The organism is Iodidimonas sp. SYSU 1G8 (assembly GCF_039655775.1).
Classification (GTDB): Bacteria; Pseudomonadota; Alphaproteobacteria; order SMXS01; family SMXS01; genus RI-34.
The window spans coordinates 1,398,169-1,420,704 of sequence record NZ_JBBYXJ010000001.1 but is presented as its reverse complement, the minus strand read 5'-3'; the positions used below and the strand labels follow the sequence as shown (position 1 = coordinate 1,420,704).

General features: G+C 63.5%; 23 protein-coding genes. 18 read left to right on the top strand and 5 right to left on the bottom strand.

The window, feature by feature from the left end; all coding sequences use genetic code 11:
- The first annotated feature begins 86 nt into the window (after positions 1 to 86).
- The 6 genes from ahpF (at position 87) to WJU17_RS06840 (ending at position 6,382) form a co-directional block, all read left to right on the top strand.
- Complete coding sequence (ahpF, locus tag WJU17_RS06865; RefSeq protein ID WP_346326593.1) at positions 87 to 1,667, top strand: alkyl hydroperoxide reductase subunit F; 1,581 nt, start codon at positions 87 to 89, stop codon at positions 1,665 to 1,667.
- Between the two features lie 107 nt (positions 1,668 to 1,774).
- Positions 1,775 to 2,182 carry a GFA family protein gene (locus WJU17_RS06860; RefSeq protein ID WP_346326592.1) on the top strand — a complete coding sequence of 136 codons (408 nt, stop codon included), beginning with the start codon at positions 1,775 to 1,777 and terminating at the stop codon, positions 2,180 to 2,182.
- 222 nt (positions 2,183 to 2,404) lie between these two features.
- Complete coding sequence (locus WJU17_RS06855) at positions 2,405 to 3,757, top strand: aromatic ring-hydroxylating dioxygenase subunit alpha (protein WP_346326591.1); 1,353 nt, start codon at positions 2,405 to 2,407, stop codon at positions 3,755 to 3,757.
- A gap of 209 nt (positions 3,758 to 3,966) precedes the next feature.
- Positions 3,967 to 4,743 (top strand): DUF1445 domain-containing protein, encoded by a 777-nt coding sequence (locus WJU17_RS06850; protein WP_346327407.1) that lies wholly within the window; start codon positions 3,967 to 3,969, stop codon positions 4,741 to 4,743.
- Positions 4,740 to 5,603 (top strand): phytanoyl-CoA dioxygenase family protein, encoded by an 864-nt coding sequence (locus WJU17_RS06845; protein WP_346326590.1) that lies wholly within the window; start codon positions 4,740 to 4,742, stop codon positions 5,601 to 5,603. The genes WJU17_RS06850 and WJU17_RS06845 overlap by 4 nt, the downstream gene beginning before the upstream one ends.
- Positions 5,600 to 6,382, top strand: a complete 783-nt coding sequence (locus tag WJU17_RS06840; protein WP_346326589.1) for an SDR family NAD(P)-dependent oxidoreductase — start codon at positions 5,600 to 5,602, stop codon at positions 6,380 to 6,382. Before WJU17_RS06845 ends, WJU17_RS06840 begins: the two co-directional genes overlap by 4 nt.
- Here WJU17_RS06840 and pcaD read toward each other — a convergent pair.
- Positions 6,372 to 7,172, bottom strand: a complete 801-nt coding sequence (pcaD, locus tag WJU17_RS06835; protein WP_346326588.1) for a 3-oxoadipate enol-lactonase — start codon at positions 7,170 to 7,172, stop codon at positions 6,372 to 6,374. The genes WJU17_RS06840 and pcaD overlap by 11 nt on opposite strands.
- A 149-nt stretch (positions 7,173 to 7,321) precedes the next feature.
- On the opposite strand from pcaD, the gene WJU17_RS06830 reads away from it, so the two are divergent.
- Together WJU17_RS06830 and WJU17_RS06825 are read left to right on the top strand one after the other, a co-directional pair.
- Positions 7,322 to 8,323, top strand: coding sequence for a 2OG-Fe(II) oxygenase family protein (locus tag WJU17_RS06830; protein ID WP_346326587.1), 1,002 nt, complete (start codon positions 7,322 to 7,324; stop codon positions 8,321 to 8,323).
- On the top strand, positions 8,323 to 9,198 hold the full coding sequence (locus WJU17_RS06825; protein WP_346326586.1) for a 2OG-Fe(II) oxygenase family protein: 876 nt from the start codon (positions 8,323 to 8,325) through the stop codon (positions 9,196 to 9,198). The genes WJU17_RS06830 and WJU17_RS06825 overlap by 1 nt, the downstream gene beginning before the upstream one ends.
- A 9-nt stretch (positions 9,199 to 9,207) precedes the next feature.
- On the opposite strand, the gene WJU17_RS06820 is transcribed toward WJU17_RS06825, so the two are convergent.
- Entirely contained in the window at positions 9,208 to 9,996 is a 789-nt protein-coding gene (locus tag WJU17_RS06820) for an SDR family oxidoreductase (RefSeq protein WP_346326585.1), read from the bottom strand.
- Between the two features lie 386 nt (positions 9,997 to 10,382).
- Here WJU17_RS06820 and WJU17_RS06815 point away from each other — a divergent pair, with 386 nt between their 5' ends.
- The 10 genes from WJU17_RS06815 (at position 10,383) to WJU17_RS06770 (ending at position 16,911) form a co-directional block, all read left to right on the top strand.
- Positions 10,383 to 10,937: a hypothetical protein gene (locus WJU17_RS06815; protein ID WP_346326584.1), complete on the top strand. Its 555-nt coding sequence runs from the start codon at positions 10,383 to 10,385 to the stop codon at positions 10,935 to 10,937.
- Between the two features lie 115 nt (positions 10,938 to 11,052).
- On the top strand, positions 11,053 to 11,565 hold the full coding sequence (locus WJU17_RS06810; protein ID WP_346326583.1) for a hypothetical protein: 513 nt from the start codon (positions 11,053 to 11,055) through the stop codon (positions 11,563 to 11,565).
- A 121-nt stretch (positions 11,566 to 11,686) separates the two neighbouring features.
- Positions 11,687 to 12,055, top strand: coding sequence for a hypothetical protein (locus tag WJU17_RS06805; RefSeq protein ID WP_346326582.1), 369 nt, complete (start codon positions 11,687 to 11,689; stop codon positions 12,053 to 12,055).
- 627 nt (positions 12,056 to 12,682) lie between these two features.
- Positions 12,683 to 13,015 carry a hypothetical protein gene (locus tag WJU17_RS06800; RefSeq protein WP_346326581.1) on the top strand — a complete coding sequence of 111 codons (333 nt, stop codon included), beginning with the start codon at positions 12,683 to 12,685 and terminating at the stop codon, positions 13,013 to 13,015.
- Positions 12,982 to 13,386 carry an HNH endonuclease gene (locus WJU17_RS06795; protein WP_346327406.1) on the top strand — a complete coding sequence of 135 codons (405 nt, stop codon included), beginning with the start codon at positions 12,982 to 12,984 and terminating at the stop codon, positions 13,384 to 13,386. Before WJU17_RS06800 ends, WJU17_RS06795 begins: the two co-directional genes overlap by 34 nt.
- A complete protein-coding gene (locus tag WJU17_RS06790; protein ID WP_346326580.1) occupies positions 13,383 to 13,661 on the top strand; it encodes a hypothetical protein in 279 nt (92 codons plus the stop codon). Before WJU17_RS06795 ends, WJU17_RS06790 begins: the two co-directional genes overlap by 4 nt.
- An 8-nt stretch (positions 13,662 to 13,669) precedes the next feature.
- Entirely contained in the window at positions 13,670 to 13,984 is a 315-nt protein-coding gene (locus WJU17_RS06785) for a hypothetical protein (protein WP_346326579.1), read from the top strand.
- A 551-nt stretch (positions 13,985 to 14,535) separates the two neighbouring features.
- Positions 14,536 to 15,305 (top strand): IS5 family transposase gene (locus tag WJU17_RS06780; RefSeq protein ID WP_346326578.1). Its coding sequence is split into 2 segments (ribosomal slippage): positions 14,536 to 14,850 and positions 14,853 to 15,305, totalling 768 coding nucleotides; the frame shifts between segments, so codons are not numbered across the junction.
- A gap of 190 nt (positions 15,306 to 15,495) precedes the next feature.
- Positions 15,496 to 16,083 (top strand): DUF4291 domain-containing protein, encoded by a 588-nt coding sequence (locus tag WJU17_RS06775; protein WP_346326577.1) that lies wholly within the window; start codon positions 15,496 to 15,498, stop codon positions 16,081 to 16,083.
- A gap of 447 nt (positions 16,084 to 16,530) precedes the next feature.
- Positions 16,531 to 16,911: a hypothetical protein gene (locus WJU17_RS06770; RefSeq protein ID WP_346326576.1), complete on the top strand. Its 381-nt coding sequence runs from the start codon at positions 16,531 to 16,533 to the stop codon at positions 16,909 to 16,911.
- Positions 16,912 to 17,134: 223 nt separating this feature from the next.
- Here WJU17_RS06770 and WJU17_RS06765 read toward each other — a convergent pair whose 3' ends face one another.
- The 3 genes from WJU17_RS06765 to WJU17_RS06755 form a co-directional block, all read right to left on the bottom strand.
- Positions 17,135 to 19,516: a TonB-dependent receptor gene (locus tag WJU17_RS06765; RefSeq protein WP_346326575.1), complete on the bottom strand. Its 2,382-nt coding sequence runs from the start codon at positions 19,514 to 19,516 to the stop codon at positions 17,135 to 17,137.
- 102 nt (positions 19,517 to 19,618) lie between these two features.
- Complete coding sequence (locus tag WJU17_RS06760; RefSeq protein ID WP_346326574.1) at positions 19,619 to 21,055, bottom strand: glutamine synthetase family protein; 1,437 nt, start codon at positions 21,053 to 21,055, stop codon at positions 19,619 to 19,621.
- The gene (locus tag WJU17_RS06755; protein ID WP_346326573.1) at positions 21,052 to 22,386 is read right to left on the bottom strand and encodes an aromatic ring-hydroxylating dioxygenase subunit alpha; all 1,335 of its coding nucleotides are present in this window, start codon (positions 22,384 to 22,386) and stop codon (positions 21,052 to 21,054) included. Before WJU17_RS06755 ends, WJU17_RS06760 begins: the two co-directional genes overlap by 4 nt.
- Positions 22,387 to 22,536: the final 150 nt, after the last annotated feature.

The following is a 22,536-nucleotide window of genomic DNA, read 5'->3' as shown; positions in this document are numbered from 1 at the left end:
ATCGCTCTGGAGGACGCGCCGGCCCTCCCGCCATCGTCAGGCCGTTCCGGCCCGGCAGCCCCCTTTCCATTCAGGAGATCACAGACATGCTCGACGCGAAACTGAAGGGACAATTGGAGGCCTATTTCGAGCGGATCACGCAGCCCGTCGAACTGGCGGCCGCGCTCGACGACGGCGCCAAGTCCCGCGAAATGCAGACCCTGCTCAAGGACATTGCCTCGCTGTCCGACAAGATCACGCTGGTCGAGGAGGGTGAAGATCCCCGGAAACCGTCCTTCGCGATCCGCCGCGCCGGCACAGACATCGCCGTGCGCTTCGCCGGTATTCCCATGGGACACGAGTTCAACTCGCTGATCCTGGCGATCCTGCAGATCGGCGGGCATCAGCCCAAGGAATCGCCCGAAGTGATCGAGCAGGTCAAGGCGCTCGACGGCGATTTCCTGTTCGAAACCTATTTCTCGCTGTCCTGCCAGAACTGCCCCGACGTGGTGCAGGCGCTCAATCTCATGGGCGCGCTTAACCCGCGTATTCGCCACGTCGCCATTGATGGCGCGCTGTTCCAGCCGGAAGTGGAGGCGCGCGGCATCATGGCCGTGCCGACCGTGCTGCTGAACGGCCAGCCCTTCGCGCAGGGCCGCATGAGCCTGGAACAGATCCTGGCGAAGCTCGACACGGGCACCGCCGAGCGCGAGGCCAAGAAGCTTGCCGGCAAGGAGGCGTTCGATGTGCTGGTCGTCGGCGGCGGCCCGGCCGGCGCCGCGGCGGCGATCTACGCGGCGCGCAAGGGCATCCGCACCGGTGTCGTCGCCGAGCGTTTCGGCGGTCAGGTGCTCGATACGATGGGGATCGAGAACTTCATCTCGGTCTCCCACACGGAAGGCCCGAAACTGGTCGCCGCGCTGGAGCAGCACGTCAAGGACTACGAGGTCGACATCATGAACCTCCAGACCGCCACGGCGCTCGTCCCGGCGTCCGCGCCCGGCGGCCTGACGGAAATCAGGCTCGCCAGCGGTGCCTCGCTGAAGGCGAAGACAGTCATCCTGTCCACCGGCGCCCGTTGGCGGCAGATGAACGTCCCGGGCGAAGACGAGTACCGCAACAAGGGCGTGGCCTATTGCCCGCACTGCGACGGGCCTTTGTTCAAGGGCAAGCACGTGGCGGTGATCGGTGGCGGCAATTCCGGCGTCGAGGCGGCCATCGACCTGGCCGGTCTGGCGTCCCATGTCGTGTTGATCGAGTTCGACTCCAAACTGCTCGCCGATGCCGTGCTGCAGACCAAGCTGCGCTCGCTCCCCAACGTGACGGTCATCCTGTCCGGCCAGACCACGGAAGTGCATGGCGACGGCAGCAAGGTGGTCGGCCTGTCCTACACGGATCGCACCAGCGGCCAGTCCCACAGGATCGACCTCGACGGCATCTTCGTGCAGATCGGGCTCGTGCCGAACACGGAATGGCTGCAGGGCACGCTGGCGCTCAGCCGGCGCGGCGAGATCGAGGTGAACGCGCGCGGTGAAACCTCGCTTCCCGGCGTCTTCGCGGCGGGCGATGTCACCACCGTGCCCTACAAGCAGATCGTCATCGCCATGGGCGAAGGCTCAAAGGCCGCGCTGTCGGCCTTCGACCATCTGATCCGCGCGGCGCCGGTCGAACGGATCGCCGCCGAGTAGTTCAGAGCACCTGTCGGGGATGGAGGGGTCGCGGCACGCCACCGCGGCCTCTTCACACGTTCGCGGTGCTGGGCCAGACTACTCCGGATCAACAGGGGGACGAGAGAATGCTGAGCGGAGGCTGCGCATGCGGCACGGTGCGCTATGAGATCTCCGCGCCTCTGAAGGCGGCGCGCAGTTGCCATTGTTCCCGCTGCCGCAAGATTTTCAGCGGCGCCGGTTCCGCCTATGCGGAAGTCGCGCCCGGCGCGTTCGTCTGGCGGGCCGGAGAGGACAATCTGACCGTGTACGAAACCACGCCCGGCTGGGGCCTGTGTTTTTGCCGAACCTGCGGCACCACCCTGTGCGGTCTGGCCGGTACGGCGGTTCACGGCGTCACCCTCGGCACCGTCGATGGCGATCCGGGCGTCGAGATCGACATGCATATCTTCGTGGGATCGAAAGCGCCCTGGGACCATATCGGCGGTACGGCGCCGCGGTTTCTCGAAGGACCGCCGCCGGATATCCCGGTCTGATCGAAAAAGAAGCCCGCCGGTGAAGGCGGGCAAGGAATCTCGGGAAGAGAGTTGGACAGCCACGAGTGCGTGGTATGAATTCAACGGCGGATCGGGCGTAAAGTTCCCGGCTACCACATCGCTTTTTGCCCATGCGCCGAGCCTATCGATTCCGCTAGTTGGCGGCGGCGGCGATTTGTTCAATTCTCCTGCCCTCAGTCACACGTTCCGGGGAGGGATCAGGTGAACGCCGAAAATCCGAAGGGCCTGCAGCCAGGCCAGGCTCGCACGCCGGGCCAGAGCACCAAGGACATCATCCTGCGCGACCCGAAGGCCGCGCCCGAGCCCATCGTCACCGAACGGTTCGAGTTCCTCGGCGATGCCGACATCCCGTTCAACCGCTACACCTCGCGTGAGTTCTTCGACCTGGAGATGAAGAAGCTCTGGCCGAAGGTCTGGCAGTTCGTCTGCCGCGAGGAGCACATTCCCGAGCCTGGCGACCACATGGTCTACGAGATCGGCGACTATTCCTTCATCATCACTCGCACCGATTCCGGGGATATCAAGGCGTTCTACAATTCCTGCCTGCACCGCGGCACCCAGCTGCGCCCCGGCCAGGACGAGGAAGGCTACGCCCTGTCCGGCAATGATTTCCGCTGCCCGTTCCACGCCTGGACCTGGAACATGGATGGCACGCTGAAGGATCTGCCCTGCGATTGGGACTTCCCGCACCTCGACAAGGAAAAGCTCTGCCTGCCCGAGGCCAAGGTCGATACCTGGGGCGGTTTCGTGTTCATGAACATGGACCACGACGCCAAGCCGCTGGCGGAATACCTCGAGGTCCTGCCCGAGCATTTCAAGCACTACTTCCCGGTCGACCGGCGCTACATCGAGGTGCATCTGCGCCGCACCTTGCCGTGCAACTGGAAGGCGGCGGCCGAGGCATTTCTCGAGGCCTATCACGTCCGCGAGACCCACATGGGCGGCGACCCGGTCGGCAACGCCCAGACCAACGCCCAGTACGACATCTTCGGCGACAACGTGCACCGCTTCATCCACACCCGCGGCTATCTCGCCCCGAAATGGCCCGAGCCGGAGACCGAGGAAGACATCGCCGACGCCATGGCCAAGCGCATCATGGCCGCCCAGGCCAAGCGCGAGGAACTGGAGCCGAAATACGGCATCGACATGAGCCAGTTCTCGGAAAGCGAGATGCTCGATTCCATCGAGTATTTCGTGTTCCCGAACATGTTCATCTTCCCCGGCATCGGCCTGCCCATGATCTACCGCTTCCGGCCCGCCGGCACCGACGTGGACAGCGCCTGGTTCGACCTGATGTTCCTGCGTCCGCTCAAGGACGGCGAAGAACATCCCGAGCCGCCGCGCGTGGTGAAGCTGGGCGTGCAGGAAACCTATGCGACGGTCCCGAACATGGATCAGCCGCTCGCCGCCATCTACGAGCAGGACACGTCCAATCTCGAGCGCCAGCAGCGCGGCTTCAAGGCCTCGGCCAAGCAGGCCCAGTCGCTCGCCAATTACCAGGAATCGCGGGTGCGGCAGGTCCACATCACCCTGGACAAGTACCTGAACGCATAAGCGGGTCGTTCGCGGCCGCCGGGAAAGCGCCGCCTCGCGGCGCTTTTCTGCGTTTCCGGGCACGCGCGGCGCAAGTAGCCGGTTCGGCAACGCAAGGCCGCCGAAATGGCATCCCCCAGCACAGCCCCGCCGCTGATATATCTGACGGTAGTGACCGACAGACGATCATCTCAGGGACTGCCTTGCTGAACGCGCCCACGCCAGAGTTCATGGATCCGGTCCGGCTGCGCCGCGCCATTCGCGCCGGCACGTTCCGCGATTTTACCAATCTCGCCGCGCCGGGCTACGTGCAGGCCAATCTGGTCATCGTTCCCGACGCCTGGGCCGACGATTTCGAGGCCTATTGCCGCCTCAACGCGCAGGCCCTGCCGCTGCTCGGCCGCTCTCGCCCCGGCGATCCCTGCCTGCCGGATCTCGCCCAGGACATGGATGTGCGCACCGACGTGGGCGAGTACATGGTCTTCCGCGACGGCGAACTGGTCGACACGCCCCGCGACATCCGCAATCTGTGGCGCGGCGATCTCGTCGCCTTCGCGCTCGGCTGCTCGTTCTCGTTCGAGGCCATGCTGCGTGCCCACGGCGTGCGGCTGCGGCATCTGGATGAAGGCACTGTGTCGGCCATGTACGTGACCGACATCGACACGCTCCCCGCCGGCCCGTTCGGCGGCAAGCTGGTCGTCTCCATGCGCGCGCTGCGCCCGGCCGATGCCATCGCCGCGACGATCATTTCCGACCGCTATCCCCAGTTTCACGGCCGCCCGGTCTCCATCGGCCTGCCCGAGAGCATCGGCATCGCCGACCTGTCCCGATCCTATGGCGGCCACGGCCTGACCCGGCTCGCGCCCGATGAACTGCCGGTGTTCTGGGCCTGCGGCGCCACCGGCCAGATCGCCGCCCGCCAGGCCCGCCTGCCGCTCTGCATCACCCATCACAAGGCACATATGCTGGTCACCGATGTGCCCCTGCCCACGGGAACGCCCTCATGATCATCGACGACATCGTCCGGCACTACCGCGCGCACGGCTACGCCCTCGCGGCCGGACTGCTCCAGGCCGACGAAGTCGCCCGGCTGCGGGCCGTGACCGATGCGGTCTCGGCCGCCGCCGCCGGCCAGTCCGAGGAAACCCCCGTGTTCGATTTCGAGACGGACACGGAAGGACGCAGCACCATCCAGCGGATCAAGAAGCCGCACCGGGTCGATCCCTTCTACGACGCCATGGCCCGCCATCCCCGCATCCTCCAGGTGCTCGAAGCGCTGATCGGCCCGCATATCCGCCTCAGCCACAGCAAGATCAACATGAAGGCGGCACGCGGCGGCACGGCGCTGGAATGGCATCAGGACTGGGCGTTCGCGCCGCACACCCACATGGGCACCTGCGTCGTGTCGGTGATGATCGACGAGGCCCGGCCCGAGAACGGCGCCATGCAGGTGCTCGCCGGCAGCCACGAAGGCGCGCTGCTGGAGCATCATGATGAGGACGGCTACTTCATCGGCGCCATCGCCCCGGGCGACCCGGGCGCGGACCTGTCGAAGGCGGTCTCGCTCACCGGTCCCGCCGGTACCATCGCCTTCCATCATCCGCTGACCATCCACGGCTCGGGCGTCAATCTCTCGGGCGACCCGCGCCGCATCCTGTTCCTCGAATACGCCGCCGCCGATGCCTATCCGCTGTTCTACGCGGTCGACTGGACCGACTACCAGTCGCGCATGGTGCAGGGCGACGGCGCCAGCCATGTGCGCATCGAGCCCAATCGTGTGAAGCTGCCGTTTCCCTCCCGCGCGGGCAGCTCGATCTACAAGATCCAGGCCGGGCTGAAGGCGCGTCATTTCGCGGTCGCCGGTTGAGCGCCCCCGTCGCCTTCGTCACCGGCGCCAGCGCCGGCACCGGGCGCGAGATCGCCTGCGCGCTGGCCGCGCAGGGCCACGACGTCGCCCTCGTCGGCCGCCGGACAGCGGCGCTGGAAGACGTCGCCGCCGAGATCGCGGCAATGGGACGCCGGGCGCTGGTCCTCACCATCGACCTGCTCGACGGCGCCGCCATCGACGCGGGCATCGACCGGTTCCTCGACTGGTCGCAAGGCCGCGTCGACGTGCTGGTCAACGCCGCCGGCACGACCGGCCCGCTCTCGCCCCAGATCGGCGGCTTCGGCCTTGCCGATTTCGATACGGTGATCGGCACCAATCTGCGCGCGCCTTTCGCCATCCTGACGCGCCTGCTCCCCGTCATGCGCGCCGCCCGGACCGGCCGCGTCGTCAATATCGGCGGCAATCACGGCATGCGCGGCCGGGCAGGGCGCGCCAGCTATTCCGCCTCGAAATGGGGGCTGCGCGGCCTCAGCCGCAGCGCCGCGCTCGAGGCCGGGCCCGATGGCGTGACCGTCAACTACATCGCGCCCGGCCCCATCGCGGTGCCGCGCATGCGCAAGGCCTGGGCCGAACGCGCCGCCGCCGAAGGCGCCGACGAGGCCGCCGTGCTCGAAACCTATGTCGCCGACATGGGCATTCCGCTCGGCCGCCCCAGCGAGCCCGCCGACATCGTCAACATGGTCCTCTTCCTTATCGGCCCGGGCGGCCGCAACATCACCGGTCAGGAACTGGTGGTCGATGGCGGCGTCATCGTCTGACGCCGGCCTGGGCGGACAGATGAGCGAGCAGGGCGGCATTGAAGCCGTCCGGGTCCTCCACCGCCGACAGATGCCCCGTCTCCAGCAGCACCAGCGCGGCGCCCGGAATGCCGCGCACCAGCGCCTCGGCGTCGGCCGGCGGTGTTGGTGCGTCCTCCCGCCCGCCGATGACCAGCGTCGGCACCGCCATCCGCTCCAGATCGGCGCGGAAATCGCAGTCGCGCAGCACAGCGCAGCACCCGGCATAGCCATGCGCCGCCGTCGCCACGAAACCCTGCCGGAAGCGCGCCACCGTCTCCGGCGACCGCGCCCGGAACCCGTCCGAGAAGAAGCGGGTCATGGACAGGTCCGCCATCGCCGCCATGCCCTGCGACAGCGCCATGTCGATCCGCGATTGCCAGCCCGTATCCGTGCCCAGCCGCGCCGCCGTGTCGCACAGCACCATGCTCGCCAGCCGGTCACGCGCATGAAGCGCCAGCCACTGCGCCAGCGTCCCGCCCAGCGACAGGCCGACCACATGCGCCGTTCGGGCATCGAGCGCGTCGAGCACCGCCAGCGCGTCGGCGCCCAGCTGGTCGATGCTGTAATCGCCCGCCGGCGCGTCCGAGCCGCCATGCCCCCGCGCATCGTAGCGCACGACGCGGCACCGCCCGGCGAGCGCCGGAATCTGCGCGTCCCACAGCGACAGGTCGCAGCCGACCGAATGGGCCAGCAGCACCGTGGGACCATGCCCGGCGCCCTCGATCCTCACATTCAGCCGCGTGCCATCGGCGGATCGGATCGTCGTCATGGGCACATCTCCTGCGGGTTGGGACGCGCCATCGTGCCACAGGCGCGTGGCCGCTGGCCGTTCGCAATCGCGCAGTGGGGCCGATACCAAACGGCACAACCCACGGCCGCCGCCGGGCGCTACTCTGTGGGCGAGCAAAGGGATGAGACATGAGCAGAACGGACCAGATTGCAGACGACCTCGTTCTCGCGGTGAGCGTCGCGCCGGACGATATTCCGCTGATCGATTTCCAGCCCTTCCTCGAGGGATCGGACAGGGACCGCGCCCATGTGGCCGATCAGATCCGCGAGGCGTGCGAGCGTATCGGCTTCTTCAACCTGAAGGGCGTCGGGTTCCCGCCGTCGCTGCGCGGCGACATCTTCGCCGCATCGGCTCAGTTCTATCACCAGCCGCTGGAGGATCGCGCCCGGGTCGCCGCGACACCCGAATGGTACCGCGGCTGGATCCCGCAGCCGCCGCAGGAGCCCGGCGCGCACCGCAGCCGCCTGTTCGAGCAGTACCGGATTCACCACGAAGCCGGCCCGGTCGAGGGCGTCGACGAGCATCTCAACGGCCTCTACAGCCAGCCGAACCGCTGGCCCGAGGACGCGCCCAAATTCCGCGCCGCCTGCACGGCCTATTTCGATGCCATGCTGGGTCTCGCCCGGTCGCTGATGCAGGCGTTTTCCCTGGGGTTGGGGCTGCCCGCCGACCGGCTGGACGGCTACTTCACCCATCCCATGTGCCAGCTGACCCTGCTCTATTACCTGCCGCTGCCCGGCGGCGCCGAAATCCAGCTCTCCAACACGGTGGCGCACACCGATGACGGCCCGTTCACCATCCTGGCACAGGACGATGTGGGCGGGCTGGAAGTGCGCCGGCGCGACGGGGCCTGGATCGCCGTGCCGCCCATCCCCGACAGCTACACCATCAATGTGGGCGACATGCTGATGTGGCTCTCCAACGGCCGCTACCTGTCCAATTTCCACCGGGTGAAGAACCGGGCCGGGTGCGAGCGCTTTTCCGTCCCGTTCTTCATGAACCCCGACCGCGACGCGGTGATCGCGCCGCTGCCGGAACTGGTGCTCCCGGGCGCCGAGCCCGCCTATCCGCCGGTCCATGCGGGCCGGCACATGGCCCGCTTCTACCCGGCGGCCAAGAGCGGCGGCTGATGGGCCTGCCCGTCATCGATATCTCCGGCCTCCGGGGAAGCATGGCCGACAGGCGCGCCGTCGCCGCGTCCCTGCGCGCCGCCTGCGTCATCAACGGCTTTTTCTATATCAGCGGCCACGGCGTGCCGGAGGCTGAACTCGACGGGCTGTTCCGGCAGGCGCGCGGCCTCTTCGCCTTGCCCGACAGCGCCAAGCAGGCGGTCGCGGGCCAGCGCCACGGCGATCGGGGCTATGCCCGCATGGGCACGGTGGCGAGCGCCAAGGAAGAATATTACGCCGCGCGCGAGACGCCCGCCGGTCCTGCGCAGTCCAATCGCTGGCCGGCCGGCGTGCCGGGGTTTCAGGCGGCGGTCCTCGCCCATATCGAGCGCATGCACGACATCGCGGCCCTGCTGATGACGGGTTTTGCCCTGTCCCTCGACCTGCCCGAGGATCATTTCGCCGCCTTCTGCACCGACCCCATCGCGGCCCTCCGGATCGTCCGCTATCCGGCCGGCGCGCCCGGAACGGGCGCGCACACCGACTATGGCAGCCTCACTTTGCTGCTGCAGGACGGCGTCGGCGGGTTGCAGGTGCTCGACCGTCTTTCCGGCGACTGGATCGACGCGCCGCCCATTCCCGGCACCTTCGTGGTCAATGTGGGCGACCTGTTCGAGCGCTGGACCAATGGCCTTTATCGCTCGACCCTCCACCGCGTCGACACGGCCAGCAACCGGGAGCGTTTCTCGGCGCCCTTTTTCCTGACCGGCGCGGCCGACCATCCCATTGTCTGCCTGCCCTCATGCCTGGCGCCGGGCGAGGCGCCGCTCCATCCGCCGACCTCGGTGGGCGAGCACCTGCGGGCGCGGTTCGCCGCGCAGGTGGTCACTCAATGAAGGCGTGGCTCAGAAGGTCGAGTTGATCAGTCCGCCATCGATGACCAGGCTCTGGCCCACGGTGAAGCTGGCGTATTTGCTGCAGAACAGCGCGCAGAACGCGCCCAGATCGTCCGGGTCGCCGAACTTGCCGGCGGGAATGCGCCATTCGCGGACGAATTTCTGCACTTCCTCGTCATAGGACGTGCCGTTCTGCTGCGCCAGCTCGGTCATGCGGTCGTGGATGGTCGCCGTATGGAACATGCCCGGCAGCAGATTATTGATGATCACATTATGCCGCGCGACCCGCTTCGACACCGCGACGGTGTAGTTCACCAGCGCCGCGCGCGGCGCGCCCGACAACAGCCTGATCTCGGCCGGATACTTGGCCGCGCCGGTGGCGATGTTGACGATCCGCCCGAACCCGCGCGCCGCCATGCCGTCGATGGTCGCCCGCATCATCTCGATGGGGCTCAGCAGCGTGATGTCGATCGCTTCGTGCCAATCCTCCGGTGAAATGTCGCGGTAATCGCCCGTGGTCGCGGGCGGCGCGCAGGTCATCACCAGAATATCGGGTTCCGGGCAGGCGGCCAGAATGGTGGCCCGTCCCTCGACCGTGCTGTGGTCGGCGACGACGGGCGTCACCGGCGCTCCGGTCTCCGCCGCGATCTCCTCGGCCGCCGCCCTCAGCCGCTCTTCGCCGCGCGCCACCAGGAAGATCTCCACCCCTTCCCGCGCCAGCGCCTTCGCGCTGCCCTTGCCCATCCCCGCGCTGCCGCCATTGATGATGGCCTTGCGGCCCCTGATCCCGAGATCCACCTGATGCTCCCTATGGTGCTGCCAAGCGGCCATGATACTGGCTGTGGCGGGAGACACCGACAGGGTTCTTTAGGCCGTCGTATCAGGTTGTCCCGGTTTCGAGAGCAACACTGCGGCGGATAGCATCTGCACTGCTATACGGTGGAATTCGATTTCCGGTGGAATGAGAGCACGCTTTTGGACATTGTGCGCTTAGAGAACGCGAACGCGTTGAGGTCTGATTGACCTCGGGGTGCGGCTATACCGACATGGTGGAAATTTGAAGTGCGTGAGCATCCCCGAAGTTCCAGCTGGTGCGCGCGCCGGAGCGGTGTTCGCCTCCACCAGCCCCTCACCACGCCTGCTGCCGGTGGCGTAGATGCACTCGATTGCGAGGGCGCGGCCTAATGACCGACCTTGCAGTTGCTTGCGCCGCATGGGCGCGCCAGTTTGCCTCCAGCGAGATTGCTGTTTCGGTCCACGAAGACAGCTTCGATCTAGACTACGGCCAGTACGTTGCGATTCAGATAGTCCCAACTGTCCTGGAGAAGGCGAAAGTCGAAATCATGATCGCGAGCGAGGCGGTGGGCTTCACGGTGGAGTGCTGGGAAAGGCTGAACCATAGAGTGGTCGCCCCTGGTGTTTCCGGTCCCGGTGATGCACGTACCCTCGATTATGTCGCGGCGTACCTTGAGCCAGGCGCCGCAACATTACCGCGGACTGTTTCCTTGATCGATGCCGTCGCCAAAGGCAGCCTTGAGGTGCAGGCTCGTGTTTACCGGGGCCGCTTGGTCGCGTCGGGTGCGCGCATCAAGCTCGGGTCAGAAGTCGTGGGCTTGGAGGGTCCGACTACAGGCGCGGACATGCTGAGGCTTGTGGGCATGGGTGAAACCTTCGAGCTCGACTACGTCGAATGGGCGCCCGAGATGTCTTCGTTGGCAGACCGGGTGCGCGCGATCTGAGTGCCGGCAGGGTAACATCAGGACTCACACATGTTCGCTTGAGGTTGAGCGCGATTAGCATTGCTCAAAAACTTTGAGAATATTAAGCCGAAGACCCGGCCCTATATGAAGAGGAATGAATTTGATTAAAAATAGTCGAATGGTTTTGGTAGTGTCCGTATTATGCCTCACGGCGATTGGCGCAATATACTGGTGGGATGCTTTTCTCCGGCCAGATCGGTTCCAGGATATGGATGAGGTTAATGCGGACGAGAGGGCCTCTCGGTGGATGCCAGATATTCCTGCGGAATCTGTAGATATCGTTGGCATATTTGACCTGGAAACAGCATTTGTGCGTGTTGAATTCTCGCTTGATGGCGAGTATGTTGGCAATTTTCTCGGGGAATTCAAAATGGTGTCAATTGATATCCATCACGGAGAGTTGAGTGCTATTGACTTGCCGTTTTGGTCCAGGATGGAAAATCCTGACGATTGGCGTATTTACGAAAAGTGCGGCTATGTTGGGCGAGCGGTGCTGATAGTCGATCCAAGTAACCGCTTTCACTATATCGAGCCTCATCCCTATACCCGTCAGGGCTGCAATGCGCCGGTCCATGGCCGGCCTTTGTCTTCATTGTCTTATCCGTAACTCCGGACGGTCCATGTGATTGGCGCGGGCTCTCACAGAGCGAGCTTCAACCATACTGCGGATCGCCAGAGGATAAAGACAGCGCAGAATTCCTCGGGTATCAGAATAGAGGATGACTAATATGGAATGGTATGCCGCCCATACAATCATTGCCTTTCAGCGCGAGGATGGCGTTGGTCCCATCAGCGTATGTGAAAACATATATCTTGTTTGTGCACAAAACTCTCATTCCGCGTTAGGGAAGGCCAAGTTGATATCTGACAATGAAGTCAATAATAACGACGGAACCACTATCAACGGACATTCAGCAAAGTGCATATATGGCGGAGTTAGAAAGATTGTCACAATTTGTAATGAACGTCCCCCTCAGTATGAAGCTCGTCCAGATGATGGATCTGAAATATCATACATTGAGTACGAATTAGAGAATGCCGAGGATCTGAAGGAGATTATATCTGGGAATTCTATCAGCATGAATTTTATTGAGTGAAGAGGTTAGGGCCCCCGCAGGGTAGCCTTGCCACACGGCGCTGAGGAACGGTTAAGTGCAGTGTCACCGTAACCCCGCGGGCGAGGAACACATTGGAAGTTTCATCAGCGGTCAGTATGACGCGGCAGGTTACGACCCCGTTGATTCCACCTTGGGCGGCAGGGGAATCGTATTGGGCGGCTCTCTGTTGCTTGGCACTGTCAAATTGGGTGGTTCAACCACTGGTATATCCGGAATTTTTACGAGGGCTGGAGGCAAGGCCCCAGAGATGGCCCCAGAGATGGCCGCAAAGGGGGCTCCCGATATCGGCCCTTCGATGCTTCACACACGTGGATTGCGACCCGCACCGGGCACTCGTACAATTCCTGACGGTATCCCCGAGGGGTGGAGAATAAGACCCACTCGTGAGCCGGGTGGAACTTGGTACTATGATCCTGCCAATAAGGGCAACGCAGTTCGGGTAATGCAAGGCAAGCCGAGTAGCCCATATTCGAACTCTCAGGCACCTTACGTCCGATGGCAGCGCAATGGACAAGCACTGGATGTGAATGGGAATATTGTACCCAAAATGACACCGGACGCGCACATTCCCCTTGGACAATTTAGATTTAATCCGGAGACTTTCAAATGAGTTGGCTTGGGAAAGAAATGATTGTTGAGAGCTTGCGAGAGTTAGCAAGCAGACAGCTTCAAGAAGCGCGTTGGCTTTCTGATGGCTCCTCAGACATATCTTCGTTTACCGAGGCTGTGGAGCAGTTGTTCACAGACAGCGGGCTGGGAGATTCTCTCCAAAAGAGAGAAACCGGATTTTCCCATAGCGTAGAGGATGAGCTTCGTGAATTAGATGCGATGCTTTCCAAAATTGATAGCGATAGGGCCCCAAATGAGATCATTGCTGATCCAAAAATGGGCCCGATCCGGGAAAAATCCGGGAGAATATTAGAAATCATGAGGAGTTAATTGCCCCAGAGAGGGTAGCGGTTCCCAACGGCAAGTTTTACAGCGTCGCTTACGAAACCAGGCTAAGCCCCACGTCGTATCCTGGCGTCTCGCGCGGAGCGCATTTCCAAGAGGCGAATGAGAATTTCTTGCGAGCTATGGAAGGAGATGCTGCTTTCGCATTGGATATGCAGGGCCTGGGAATCAACCTTCAGCGGACACCTACGGGGCTTGCGCCACGCACCTCTCCATCTGGTTGGACTTGGCATCACGCCGAGGAGCCCGGGGTGATGCAACTTGTCCCTCGATCGCAGCATCAGCCGGGTAGTATCTTCCAAGACGCGCTGCATCCCAACGGCAAGGGAGGATACTCGATATGGGGCAAACAATGAGGCTCGCCGATGTGCTCGACAGGCTTTCTGAGTTCGACAGCGAGGATACCATCTACGCTTCGGAGCCCTGGACGGAAGACTCCGACGCGATGGTGGCGCGGGAACCGGATCAGGGCGGCGTCCCCCCAGAGGCATCAGATGCAGGCATGAAGTATTTTCTGGAAGTCAGTATCGCGCAAGAATTTGAAGAGGACTGGCTTGCTTCATTGGAAGAGCGGCCCACGCTGCCCACTACTCGTCAGCGCTTGATAGACTATGCGATTAATGATGCTTAGGGACGAAAATGGCTAGCAATCCGCGCTATGATGGCAAGCCGCTGCTTCGCCTTCTTGAGCTGTATGTACTTAGGGCGATCGGCGAGTTGTCTCAATCCGAGCAGCAAGCACTTGAGAGAATGGCCCCTAAGTTACAGTCAATCTATGGAGGAAACGGGGAATGGCATGAGGCAATCGCTGCCTCTGTTCACATGCCACCAGATATGCCGATCGCGATCCGGGATATGTGGGTCAGGAATCTTGAGATCGCTCGCGCTAATGGCGCGACGTTAGCCCCCCAGACGTTCGCCGAGATGGTAGTCGATGATAACTTCGCCGGCTGAAAGGGGGTCTGGAGTGAGTGCAAGATAAAAGCAGTGGCTCCTACCCACTGCTAAGCTGTGGTCTGCACATCATTTTTTAGGGAGATAGATGGCACCATGGGGGAGACACCTGGTGCCATGTTGGCGCCAAGCGGTTGAATCGCTTCCACAATTACCGGCACCGTCGCGAGACTGCGGGGGTGGCGGGAATGTACGGCAAGATAAAAGCACCGCCGTCGCTTGTGGCGCATGTGGTTGATCTATCAGGGCAATAAGCGCCGTCGCTGAAACTGCCCTGCCGTCGCCCGAGCCAAATTATCCAATGATCCCAATTGATGAGGCGACGGCGCTGCCCGTAGAGGGGGTGGATGATGGCTGCGCGAGGCAGCCAGGTCGCTGCCGCTCCCGCCGTGCCTGCGGCCCGGCAATGCGGTCGGCGCGCTTTGCGCGCCGGCGTAGGGCCTTCGGCCAGCGAGGTGGGCGGTCGCTCCCCTCTAGGTCACATACCCATAAATGGGATTCCCAAATGTGGGTCGTTGTGATTCCCTTTCTGCAATCGGCAGGAGGCGGTCATGGCGCGTTTCGATCTGACAGATTTCGAGTGGTCGGTGATCCAGCCACATCTCCCAACGAAGGTGCGCGGGGTGCCGCGCGCCGATGACCGTAAGGTGCTTAACGGTATCTTCTGGCGGCTTCGCACGGGTGCTCCCTGGGCTGACATTCCGGCGCGCTACGGTCCGCACACGACCTGCGTCAACCGGTTCAACCGGTGGCGTCGGGGTGGCCATTGGGCGCGCATTCTCGAAGCCATATCAGCCGCTTACGACGGTGACGTGCAGATGATCGACTCATCCTCGATCCGCGTCCACCAGCACGCCGCCAATGGCCAAAAAAAGCCGAGCGATCCCGTTGCATGGGTCGCTCGCGCGGCGGCCTGACCACCAAGATACATGCGCTTGTCGACGTCGAGGGCCGTCCGATCCGCCTCAAGCTGACCGAGGGCCAGGCTCATGACGGACGCTCGGCCGCCGACATGTTCGAGACCGTCAAGGCCGGGCACATCCTGCTCGCCGACCGGGCCTATGACGGCGACGCCCTGCGCGCCGCGATGGCGGAGCGGGGCGCGTGGGCCAATATCCGCGCCATGCCGAACCGTGTGAAAACTTTCCCGTATAGCGCATGGGTCTACCGACAGCGCAACGCCGTCGAACGCTTCTTTAACAAACTCAAACACTTCAGAGCCGTCGCCACCCGATACGACAAGCGCGACGACAACTTCCTCGCTTCCGTCCAGCTTGCTTCAATCCGCATCTGGTTGCGCAGTTATGAGTCGGTCACCTAGAGTTCGCTCCAAGGAGGGGCCGTCCACACCATCACCGTAACTCGAGCCCTCACGTGGGGTGTGCCGATCGGTCTAGCGCTCCGATGCACCGATCCGGGGCATGGGCCAAATTTGTGAAGAAGGGGGTTTAGCAGGCCTTACAAGTATTGCCTTGTCCTCGCTCCCACCGGTCTGTAAATGCTACTCGACTATGAATTTTACGTCGAATAATCAGATTCGGGCCTTCTTTGACGAGCGTACGATCCGCGTTTATCAGGCCTATAACGACAAGATTGCCGACACCGCTCTGGCTGCCGGCACGTTCGTGTCACCCCCCTTCAGCATGACTCGGATGACGTGGATCAAACCGTCATTCCTATGGATGATGTATCGCGCAGGATGGGGCTGCAAAGATGCGGGGCAAAGCCGGATTTTGGCGATCGACATCGCCCGCGAAGGCTTTGATTGGGCCTTGTCACACAGTTGCGCGAGCCGCCCGGAGCCTTCGATGAGCAAAGAGGAATGGGCCAAGCTGAAGGCAGATTCGCCGGTTCGGATTCAATGGGACCCCGAGCGCGATCTGCTCCTTCAACCGCTATCGTATCGTACAATTCAAGTCGGGGTCGGTGGCGAAGCGGTACCGCTTTACGTTAGCCAGTGGATTCAAAAGATCACGGACATCACCGATCTTACGCACACGATTCACGGCCTTGTCGAGCGGGGTCAACTTGATCTTGCAAACACGATGCTGCCCACCGAACGCGTTTATACCCAATCGTCTTCCTCGGATAAAATCTGAGCACCGGCAGCCAGCAAGATTTGCCTAAAAGCATCGATCCGAGGTGGAATACCCGTCACATCTAGAACGATGCGCCCCATATTTTCTGACTTCTCACCGCCCCACCAGACCCAGTCGCGTTCCTGTATAGCAATTAGCCAAGATTCCGGTGACAGTGCACTCAATTAGTGGAAAGGCTATCGGGCGATAGTGGGACATCTCTCGTCTCGCCGCCGTCTTTATTCTTGCCCTGCCACACGGCGCTGAAAGAATGATGCTGACAGAATGATTAAGTGCAGTGTCACCCTAGCTGAAGAAGCCAGAAATGCTGGAATCGGCCCCAAGTTCCCAGCGTGACTGTTTCGTCGACGCCTATCGAGAAGCGAGTTGCGGTGAGGATGAGGTGGAAATCCGCGAGACTATGAAGTGCACGGCTCCGGCCAAGACCGGGAAGCAGGGGAGTGCGGAATGAGTTGGGGGCGTGGACTGTTACGTGTCTGGCTGGTCCTTTCGGCAATCTGGCTGGTATTCGTTTCCATCGCGTCTGACGATACCCCGCACGTGTTGGGGACAGCGCCTGTATATGTGCTTGCGCCTCCGCTATCAGACGATCCATCGAAGCTTTCCACCGAAGAGTTAGAAAGAATTGCGAAGCTCCCGCCGGGCTATGTGGTGGATGACTGGGTTCCTGTGAATTCTCCGAAGGCCGACACGAATACCAACTACAGGTTAGAAGCAGCGTTGTCGTTGGCGCAGCAAGCCCTGCTTCCGCCACTGGCGGTTCTGTTGCTAGGTGGCGGATTCTACTGGGCTATATTGGGCTTCAAGCGTCGGCCGGACTCGGCTTAATTATAGTTCTCTGCACCAGTGCCCGTTTGCCACACCCTCTGGGGCAGCATAAACGATATGCGAGCGGCATCGCCGAGCCAGAGGCGGCTCTACCCGCAGGCCTTTTGAAGCCTGGATATGCAAAACCTACAATCACCAGCAAAAAAAGGGGCCGCCCGTTGCCGGGCGGCCCCTCTGGCCCTGCGGGAGTGCGCCGAGGCGGGTGCCTGCGGCGCCTCGCCGCTCAGTAGCGGTAGTGGACCGTCAGGCCGACGGTCATCGGACGATAGGATTCCACGTAGTAGAGCGATGACGTCAGCGTGTCGTGCGAGCGGGACAGCGGCGCCTTGGTGTTGGTCAGATTGTCGACGAACACCGACAGGTCGATGTTGGAGAACCGCACGCCGGCCCGCATGGAGACATAGTGGGTGCTGCCCAGGGCCGGCAGGTTGGCGTCATAGCCGAAGACCAGCGGGTTGGGGTCGTTGTTCTTGCCGGCGAAGCTGTAGTCGGCGCGGATATAGCCTTCCGTGCCGTCGCCGATGTCGAAATCGTACTGGCCGGAGACCGAGCCGGTAAAGTTCGGCCCGCCGATATAGTCGCCTTCGCCGCGCAGCAGCAGGCCGTTGCCGCCGAACACGTCCTGATTGTACTTGTTCTGGTTGTAGCCCAAATTGGCGTTCAGGGTCAGGCCGTCGAACGGCATGTAGGAGATCGAGGCGTCGACGCCTTTGGCGGTGGCGTTGCCCAGATTGGCCACGAAGGAGAAGCTGCAGGTCGGCAGGCGGATGACCTGCTGGATGTTCTTCCACTTGATCATGAAGGCGTTGATGTCGATGACCAGCTTGCCGTTCATCAGCGAATTCTTGGTGCCGACTTCATAGCTCCACAGCGTATCGGACTGGAAATCGCGCGGGCTCTGCGTCAGCCCGAGCGTCGCCAGATCGGCGGCGCAGAAGTTGGGATCGACGAGGCGCTGGCCGCCGCCCTGCCGGAAGCCCTTGCTGGCCGCCGCATAGAGCATGTTGCGCTCGGTCAGGTCATAGGAGGCGACGAAGCGGGGCGTGAACGCCGAGCCCTTCTGGATGGCGGCATCGATGGTCTCCACGCCGCTGTTGGTCGGGCCGTCGCGCAGGTTCCAGAAGTCGAAGGTGTTCTTGGTATAGCGGAAGCCGGCGGTCAGCTTGAGGGCGTCGGTCGGCCGCACGTCGATGCTGCCGAAGCCGGCGAACTGCTCGTCCTTGGCCCGGATCTGCTCGATCAGGTTGTAGCGGCCGAGATATTGGGGAAAGCCGGCCGAGATGGTGCCGGGGATGCGGCCGGATTCCGACAGGTTCTGGAACCATTGCTTGGCGTTGGAATAATAGCCGCCCACCAGCCACGAGATGAAGGCGTCCGTGTCCGTCGACTGGATGCGGATTTCCTGGGTGAAGTTCTGCTGGCCGGTGTCCTGGTTGGCCGTGCCGTTCGATGGATCCTTGTTGCCATAGAAGCCGAACGGATTGCCGCTGCGCAGCGAGCTCAGATAGGTGATGTAGTCGAGCGTCTGGCTCTGGTCGCGATCGAAGTAGGACGTGTTGGAGATGATCGAGATGCTGTCCAGATCATATTCGATCTTCACGGCCGCCAGGTAGAACTCATCCTGGCTGGGCTCGCTGTTGTAGATGCCGGTCTTGTAGTCGCTGGTCCGCGTGTCGGTGTACTGCTCCCAGTACTGGTCGCGGCCCTCGCTCTCGAGCCGCTGGTAATAGATCGACGGCGTGATGGTTAGATTGTCCGTGGGCCGGAAACCGAACGCCAGCCGGGCGGCATAGGTGTCCTCGGAGTTGATGTCCTTCTCCACCGGGGCCTGGGTCACCGGCGCGACCCGGTCGATGTAGCCGCCATCATGGCGGTACCAGGCGCTGGCCTGGAAGGCGACCTTGTCGTTGATCGGCATGCCCAGCGCCGCGCCCGCCTCGTAGCTCTCGCTGCCGTTCTTGGTGGTGGAGATTTCGCTCCTGCCATAGATGCTGACATCGCTGAAGCTGGGCTGCTTGGTGATGAAGCGCACCGCGCCGCCCATGGCGCCCGCGCCGAACAGGGTGCCCTGCGGGCCGCGCAGCACTTCGACGCGGTCCAGGTCGAACACGCGGGGATAGGGATTGCCGCTGAAATAGCCGACGCTGCGGATCTGGATCGGCGTTTCGTCGATATAGATGGCGGTGGTCGCCGATCCCACGTCCGAGAACACGCCGCGGATGGAGATGTTGGCGCCATTGTTGCCGGCCACGCCCGCGGTGCGGGTGAAGCGCAGGCTGGGCGTCAGGCGCGAGATGTCGTTGATGTCGCGCACGCCCTGCTTGTCCATGATCTCGGGCGAATAGCTGGTCACCGACAGCGGCACCTTGAGGATGTTTTCCTCGCGGCGCTGGGCCGTGACGATCACCGAATCCGGCGCCATCTGCGATCCGCCCCCGGCGGAAGGCGGCGGCGCCGCGTCGGCGACTTGCGTCTCCTGGGCCCAGGCAGGCTGGGCGAACGGCGCGATCAGGATCAGCGCCGAGGTGGCGGCGAGCCGGTTGAGGGCCCGCCTTGTCGTGTTTCCGTCCCTTGTGTTGCCGGAAATATTGGTCTTGCGTTTCATGGTGACGCTCCCGTTGCTGGCGATGACCCCGTTTAGTCGACCACCCACACCCTTGTTGTTTGCAATATTTCTTCGAGTCATCACTGCGAGCGCCCACTCATATTAAAATAATCCAAAGTATTCGCGCTGTTCCCAATCGGATACATGCGCGTTGTAACGGGCCACTTCGGCCTTCTTGATCGTCAGGTAATACTCGATGAAGCCGTCGCCGAAGGCGCCGCGCAGGATCGCGCCGTGCTGCAGCGTGGCCAGCGCCGCCTCCAGGCTGGTCGGCAGCATGCGCGCCTCGCTCTGGTAGGGCGCGTCCACGGCGGCGGGCGGCTGTGCGCCCGCGCGAATGCCGGCGAGACCCGTCGCGGCCTGCGAGGCCAGATAGAGATACGGGTTGGCGGCCGGTTCTCCCGCGCGGTTCTCGATGCGGCACGCCGCCGGGCTGGTGCCCTCGATGACACGCAGCAGCGCGCCGCGATTGTCGCGCGCCCAGGCGATCCTGTCGGGCGCGAGCGAGTTGGCGCGGTAGCGCTTGTAGCCATTCACCGTCGGCGTCGTGAAGGCGACGGCCTCGGCGGCCCCGTCCAGCAGTCCCGCCAGATAGTGCATGCCCAGCGCCGAGAGCGGACCATCCTCATTGGCCGCCGGCGCGAAGGCATTGCCGCCCGTAAGGTCGGTCAGCGACTGGTGCATGTGCCAGCCGCTCGACATGGCCTGCGGCAGGGCCGGGCGGCACATGAAGCTGGCGTGATAGCCATGCCGCGTGCAGATCTGCTTCACGGCGCTGCGGAACAGCACCATGTCGTCGGCCGGCTGCATGCCGGCGGCGGCGCGGAAGACGAATTCGCACTGGCTTGGCCCGAACTCCACCTCGATGGACGATAGCGGCAGCCCCAGCGCCACCAGATCGCGGCGCAGGATCTCCAGGATCGGCTCCATCCGGTCCAGGGTGATCTCGGTCAGGTAGTTGTAGCCCTGATGCAGCAGGCTCACCTCCGGCGGCGTCCCAGGCTGCCCGGCATCCTCGAGCGCCAGCCGCGCGTCGGCCATGCGGGTGATGTGGAACTCGACCTCGAGCCCCGACATGAAGCCGTATCCGGCCTCGCGGAGCCGCGCCAGCATGTCGCGGCACAGATGCCTCGTGGCGAACGGCACCTTGCGGCCGTCCGGGAAATAGAGGTCGCACAGCATCCAGCCCGTATTGGCCGCCCAGGGCAGCACCCGGAAACTGGCCGGGTCCGGCACCATGATCATGTCCCGCCCGCCCTGGATCTCCGGCATGCCGATCCCCGCATCCGCGCTGAACACGGGCACCACGGTCTTGTGCGAGGTGTCCTTCATCAGCAGGGTCGACGTCAGCGAGACGCCGTCGCGCAGGGCCGCCGGCAGCGAGTCCGGCAACAGGGCCTTGCCGCGCAGGATGCCGTGCAGGTCGGGAAAGGACAGCCGGACGATCTCGATCTTGTCCCGCTCGATGCGGGCCATCAGCTCGCCTGCCATGCGGCGCTGCGCGTCGGTCCAGAGATCATGGCGGGCGATGAAGCTCATCGGGCGCTGGCTTCCTCGGCGGGAGCGGGGAACCAGGGCGCGGCCTCGCGCCGGGTGCGGTCGGCGTCGCGCCAGTACGTCTCCCACTCGTCGGTCGGGCCGATCCCGTCGATGGTCGCCGGCCCGGTGATCGCGGCGGCCTCGGCCTCGCCGATCTCCAGCAGCACCGGCTCACCGGCCGAGGCCTTGCGGATTTCCGCCATCAGCAGCCGCCGGTAGGCGACGATGCCCTTGTCCGTCGTGCCCAGGTTCTCGCGCGTCCGGTCCTGAATGCGCCCCTGCGATTCCACCGCCCACTGGTCGTGGACGTTGATGTCGTGGCCCATGCCCGTATAGGTCTGCGCCAGCTGCTCGCCCAGATCGTAGCCATAGGCATTGTGCCGCCCGACGCGCGGGCGATAATCGGGCAGGGTATAGAGCTGCAGCCGCTGGCGGCGCATCTCCTCCTTGTCCACCGGCCCGGTGAAGCTGGTGAAGATGGCGTACCAGTAGCAGTTCTCGTCATCCACCGGCACATGCCACTGGGTGATCGTCATCTCCGGCGACATGGGAATGACGAACGCCTGCGGGAACAGCAGATTGGTCACCCGGATATGGGTGTGCCCCCCGTCGATCTCCCGCCGCGCGCTGAGCCGCAGCCCGATCTCCGAACGCTCCACGTCGATGCGCGGTCGAGGGTAGTCGCGCAGCACCCGAGTCATGGGCATGTCGCTGTTCGCGGAGTTCGCGCGGAACTGTCGGCCGTATGTGTCGTCGGCGCCCTCGTCATGGAAGAAGCGGTGCAGGAACGAGGCGTGCGCCGGGTCGATTCCGACCTCCAAAGCCTGCAACCAGTTGCATTCCATGAGCCCTTTGAAGGCGAAAATGTGGCTTTCCGGTGCCGAAAAGCAGTCAAGGGCGGGGAAAGCGGGCGGTTCCCGGTCGCCCAGATAGGCGAAAATGATGCCGCCCCTCTCCCGGACCGGGTAGGCGCGGGCCCGGATACGCTCGTGAAGTTTGCGGTGCGCCGGCTCGGCGGGCGTGTCGAGGCAGCGCCCATCGACGCCGAACAGCCAGCCGTGGAACAGGCAGCGCAGGCCGCCATCTTCAAGCCTGCCATAGGCCAAATCCGCCGCCCGGTGCGGGCAATGGCGGTCGATCAGGCCGATCTGTCCCGCCTCGTCGCGGAACAATACCAGGTTCTCGCCCAGCACCCGGACCGGCTTGACCGGACGCGGGCCGTCCAGTTCGAGCGAAAGCGCCACAGGCTGCCAGTAGCGGCGCAGCAGGGTTCCGCCGCCCGTGCCTGCCCCGGTCTGGGTGATCAGCCTGTTCTTCTCCTCGCTCATCATGGGGCGCCGCGCTCCGTCTACAGGTCTTGCCGGGGCGATGATCTCGGCTCCGGCATGCAGGATTTCGATGCTGTAATACTGGCGTAAAGAAACCCGATTGGCTGTTGCTCGAAGCGACTAGTGGTGTTGCTGAAACCGGGGGTCGGCGAG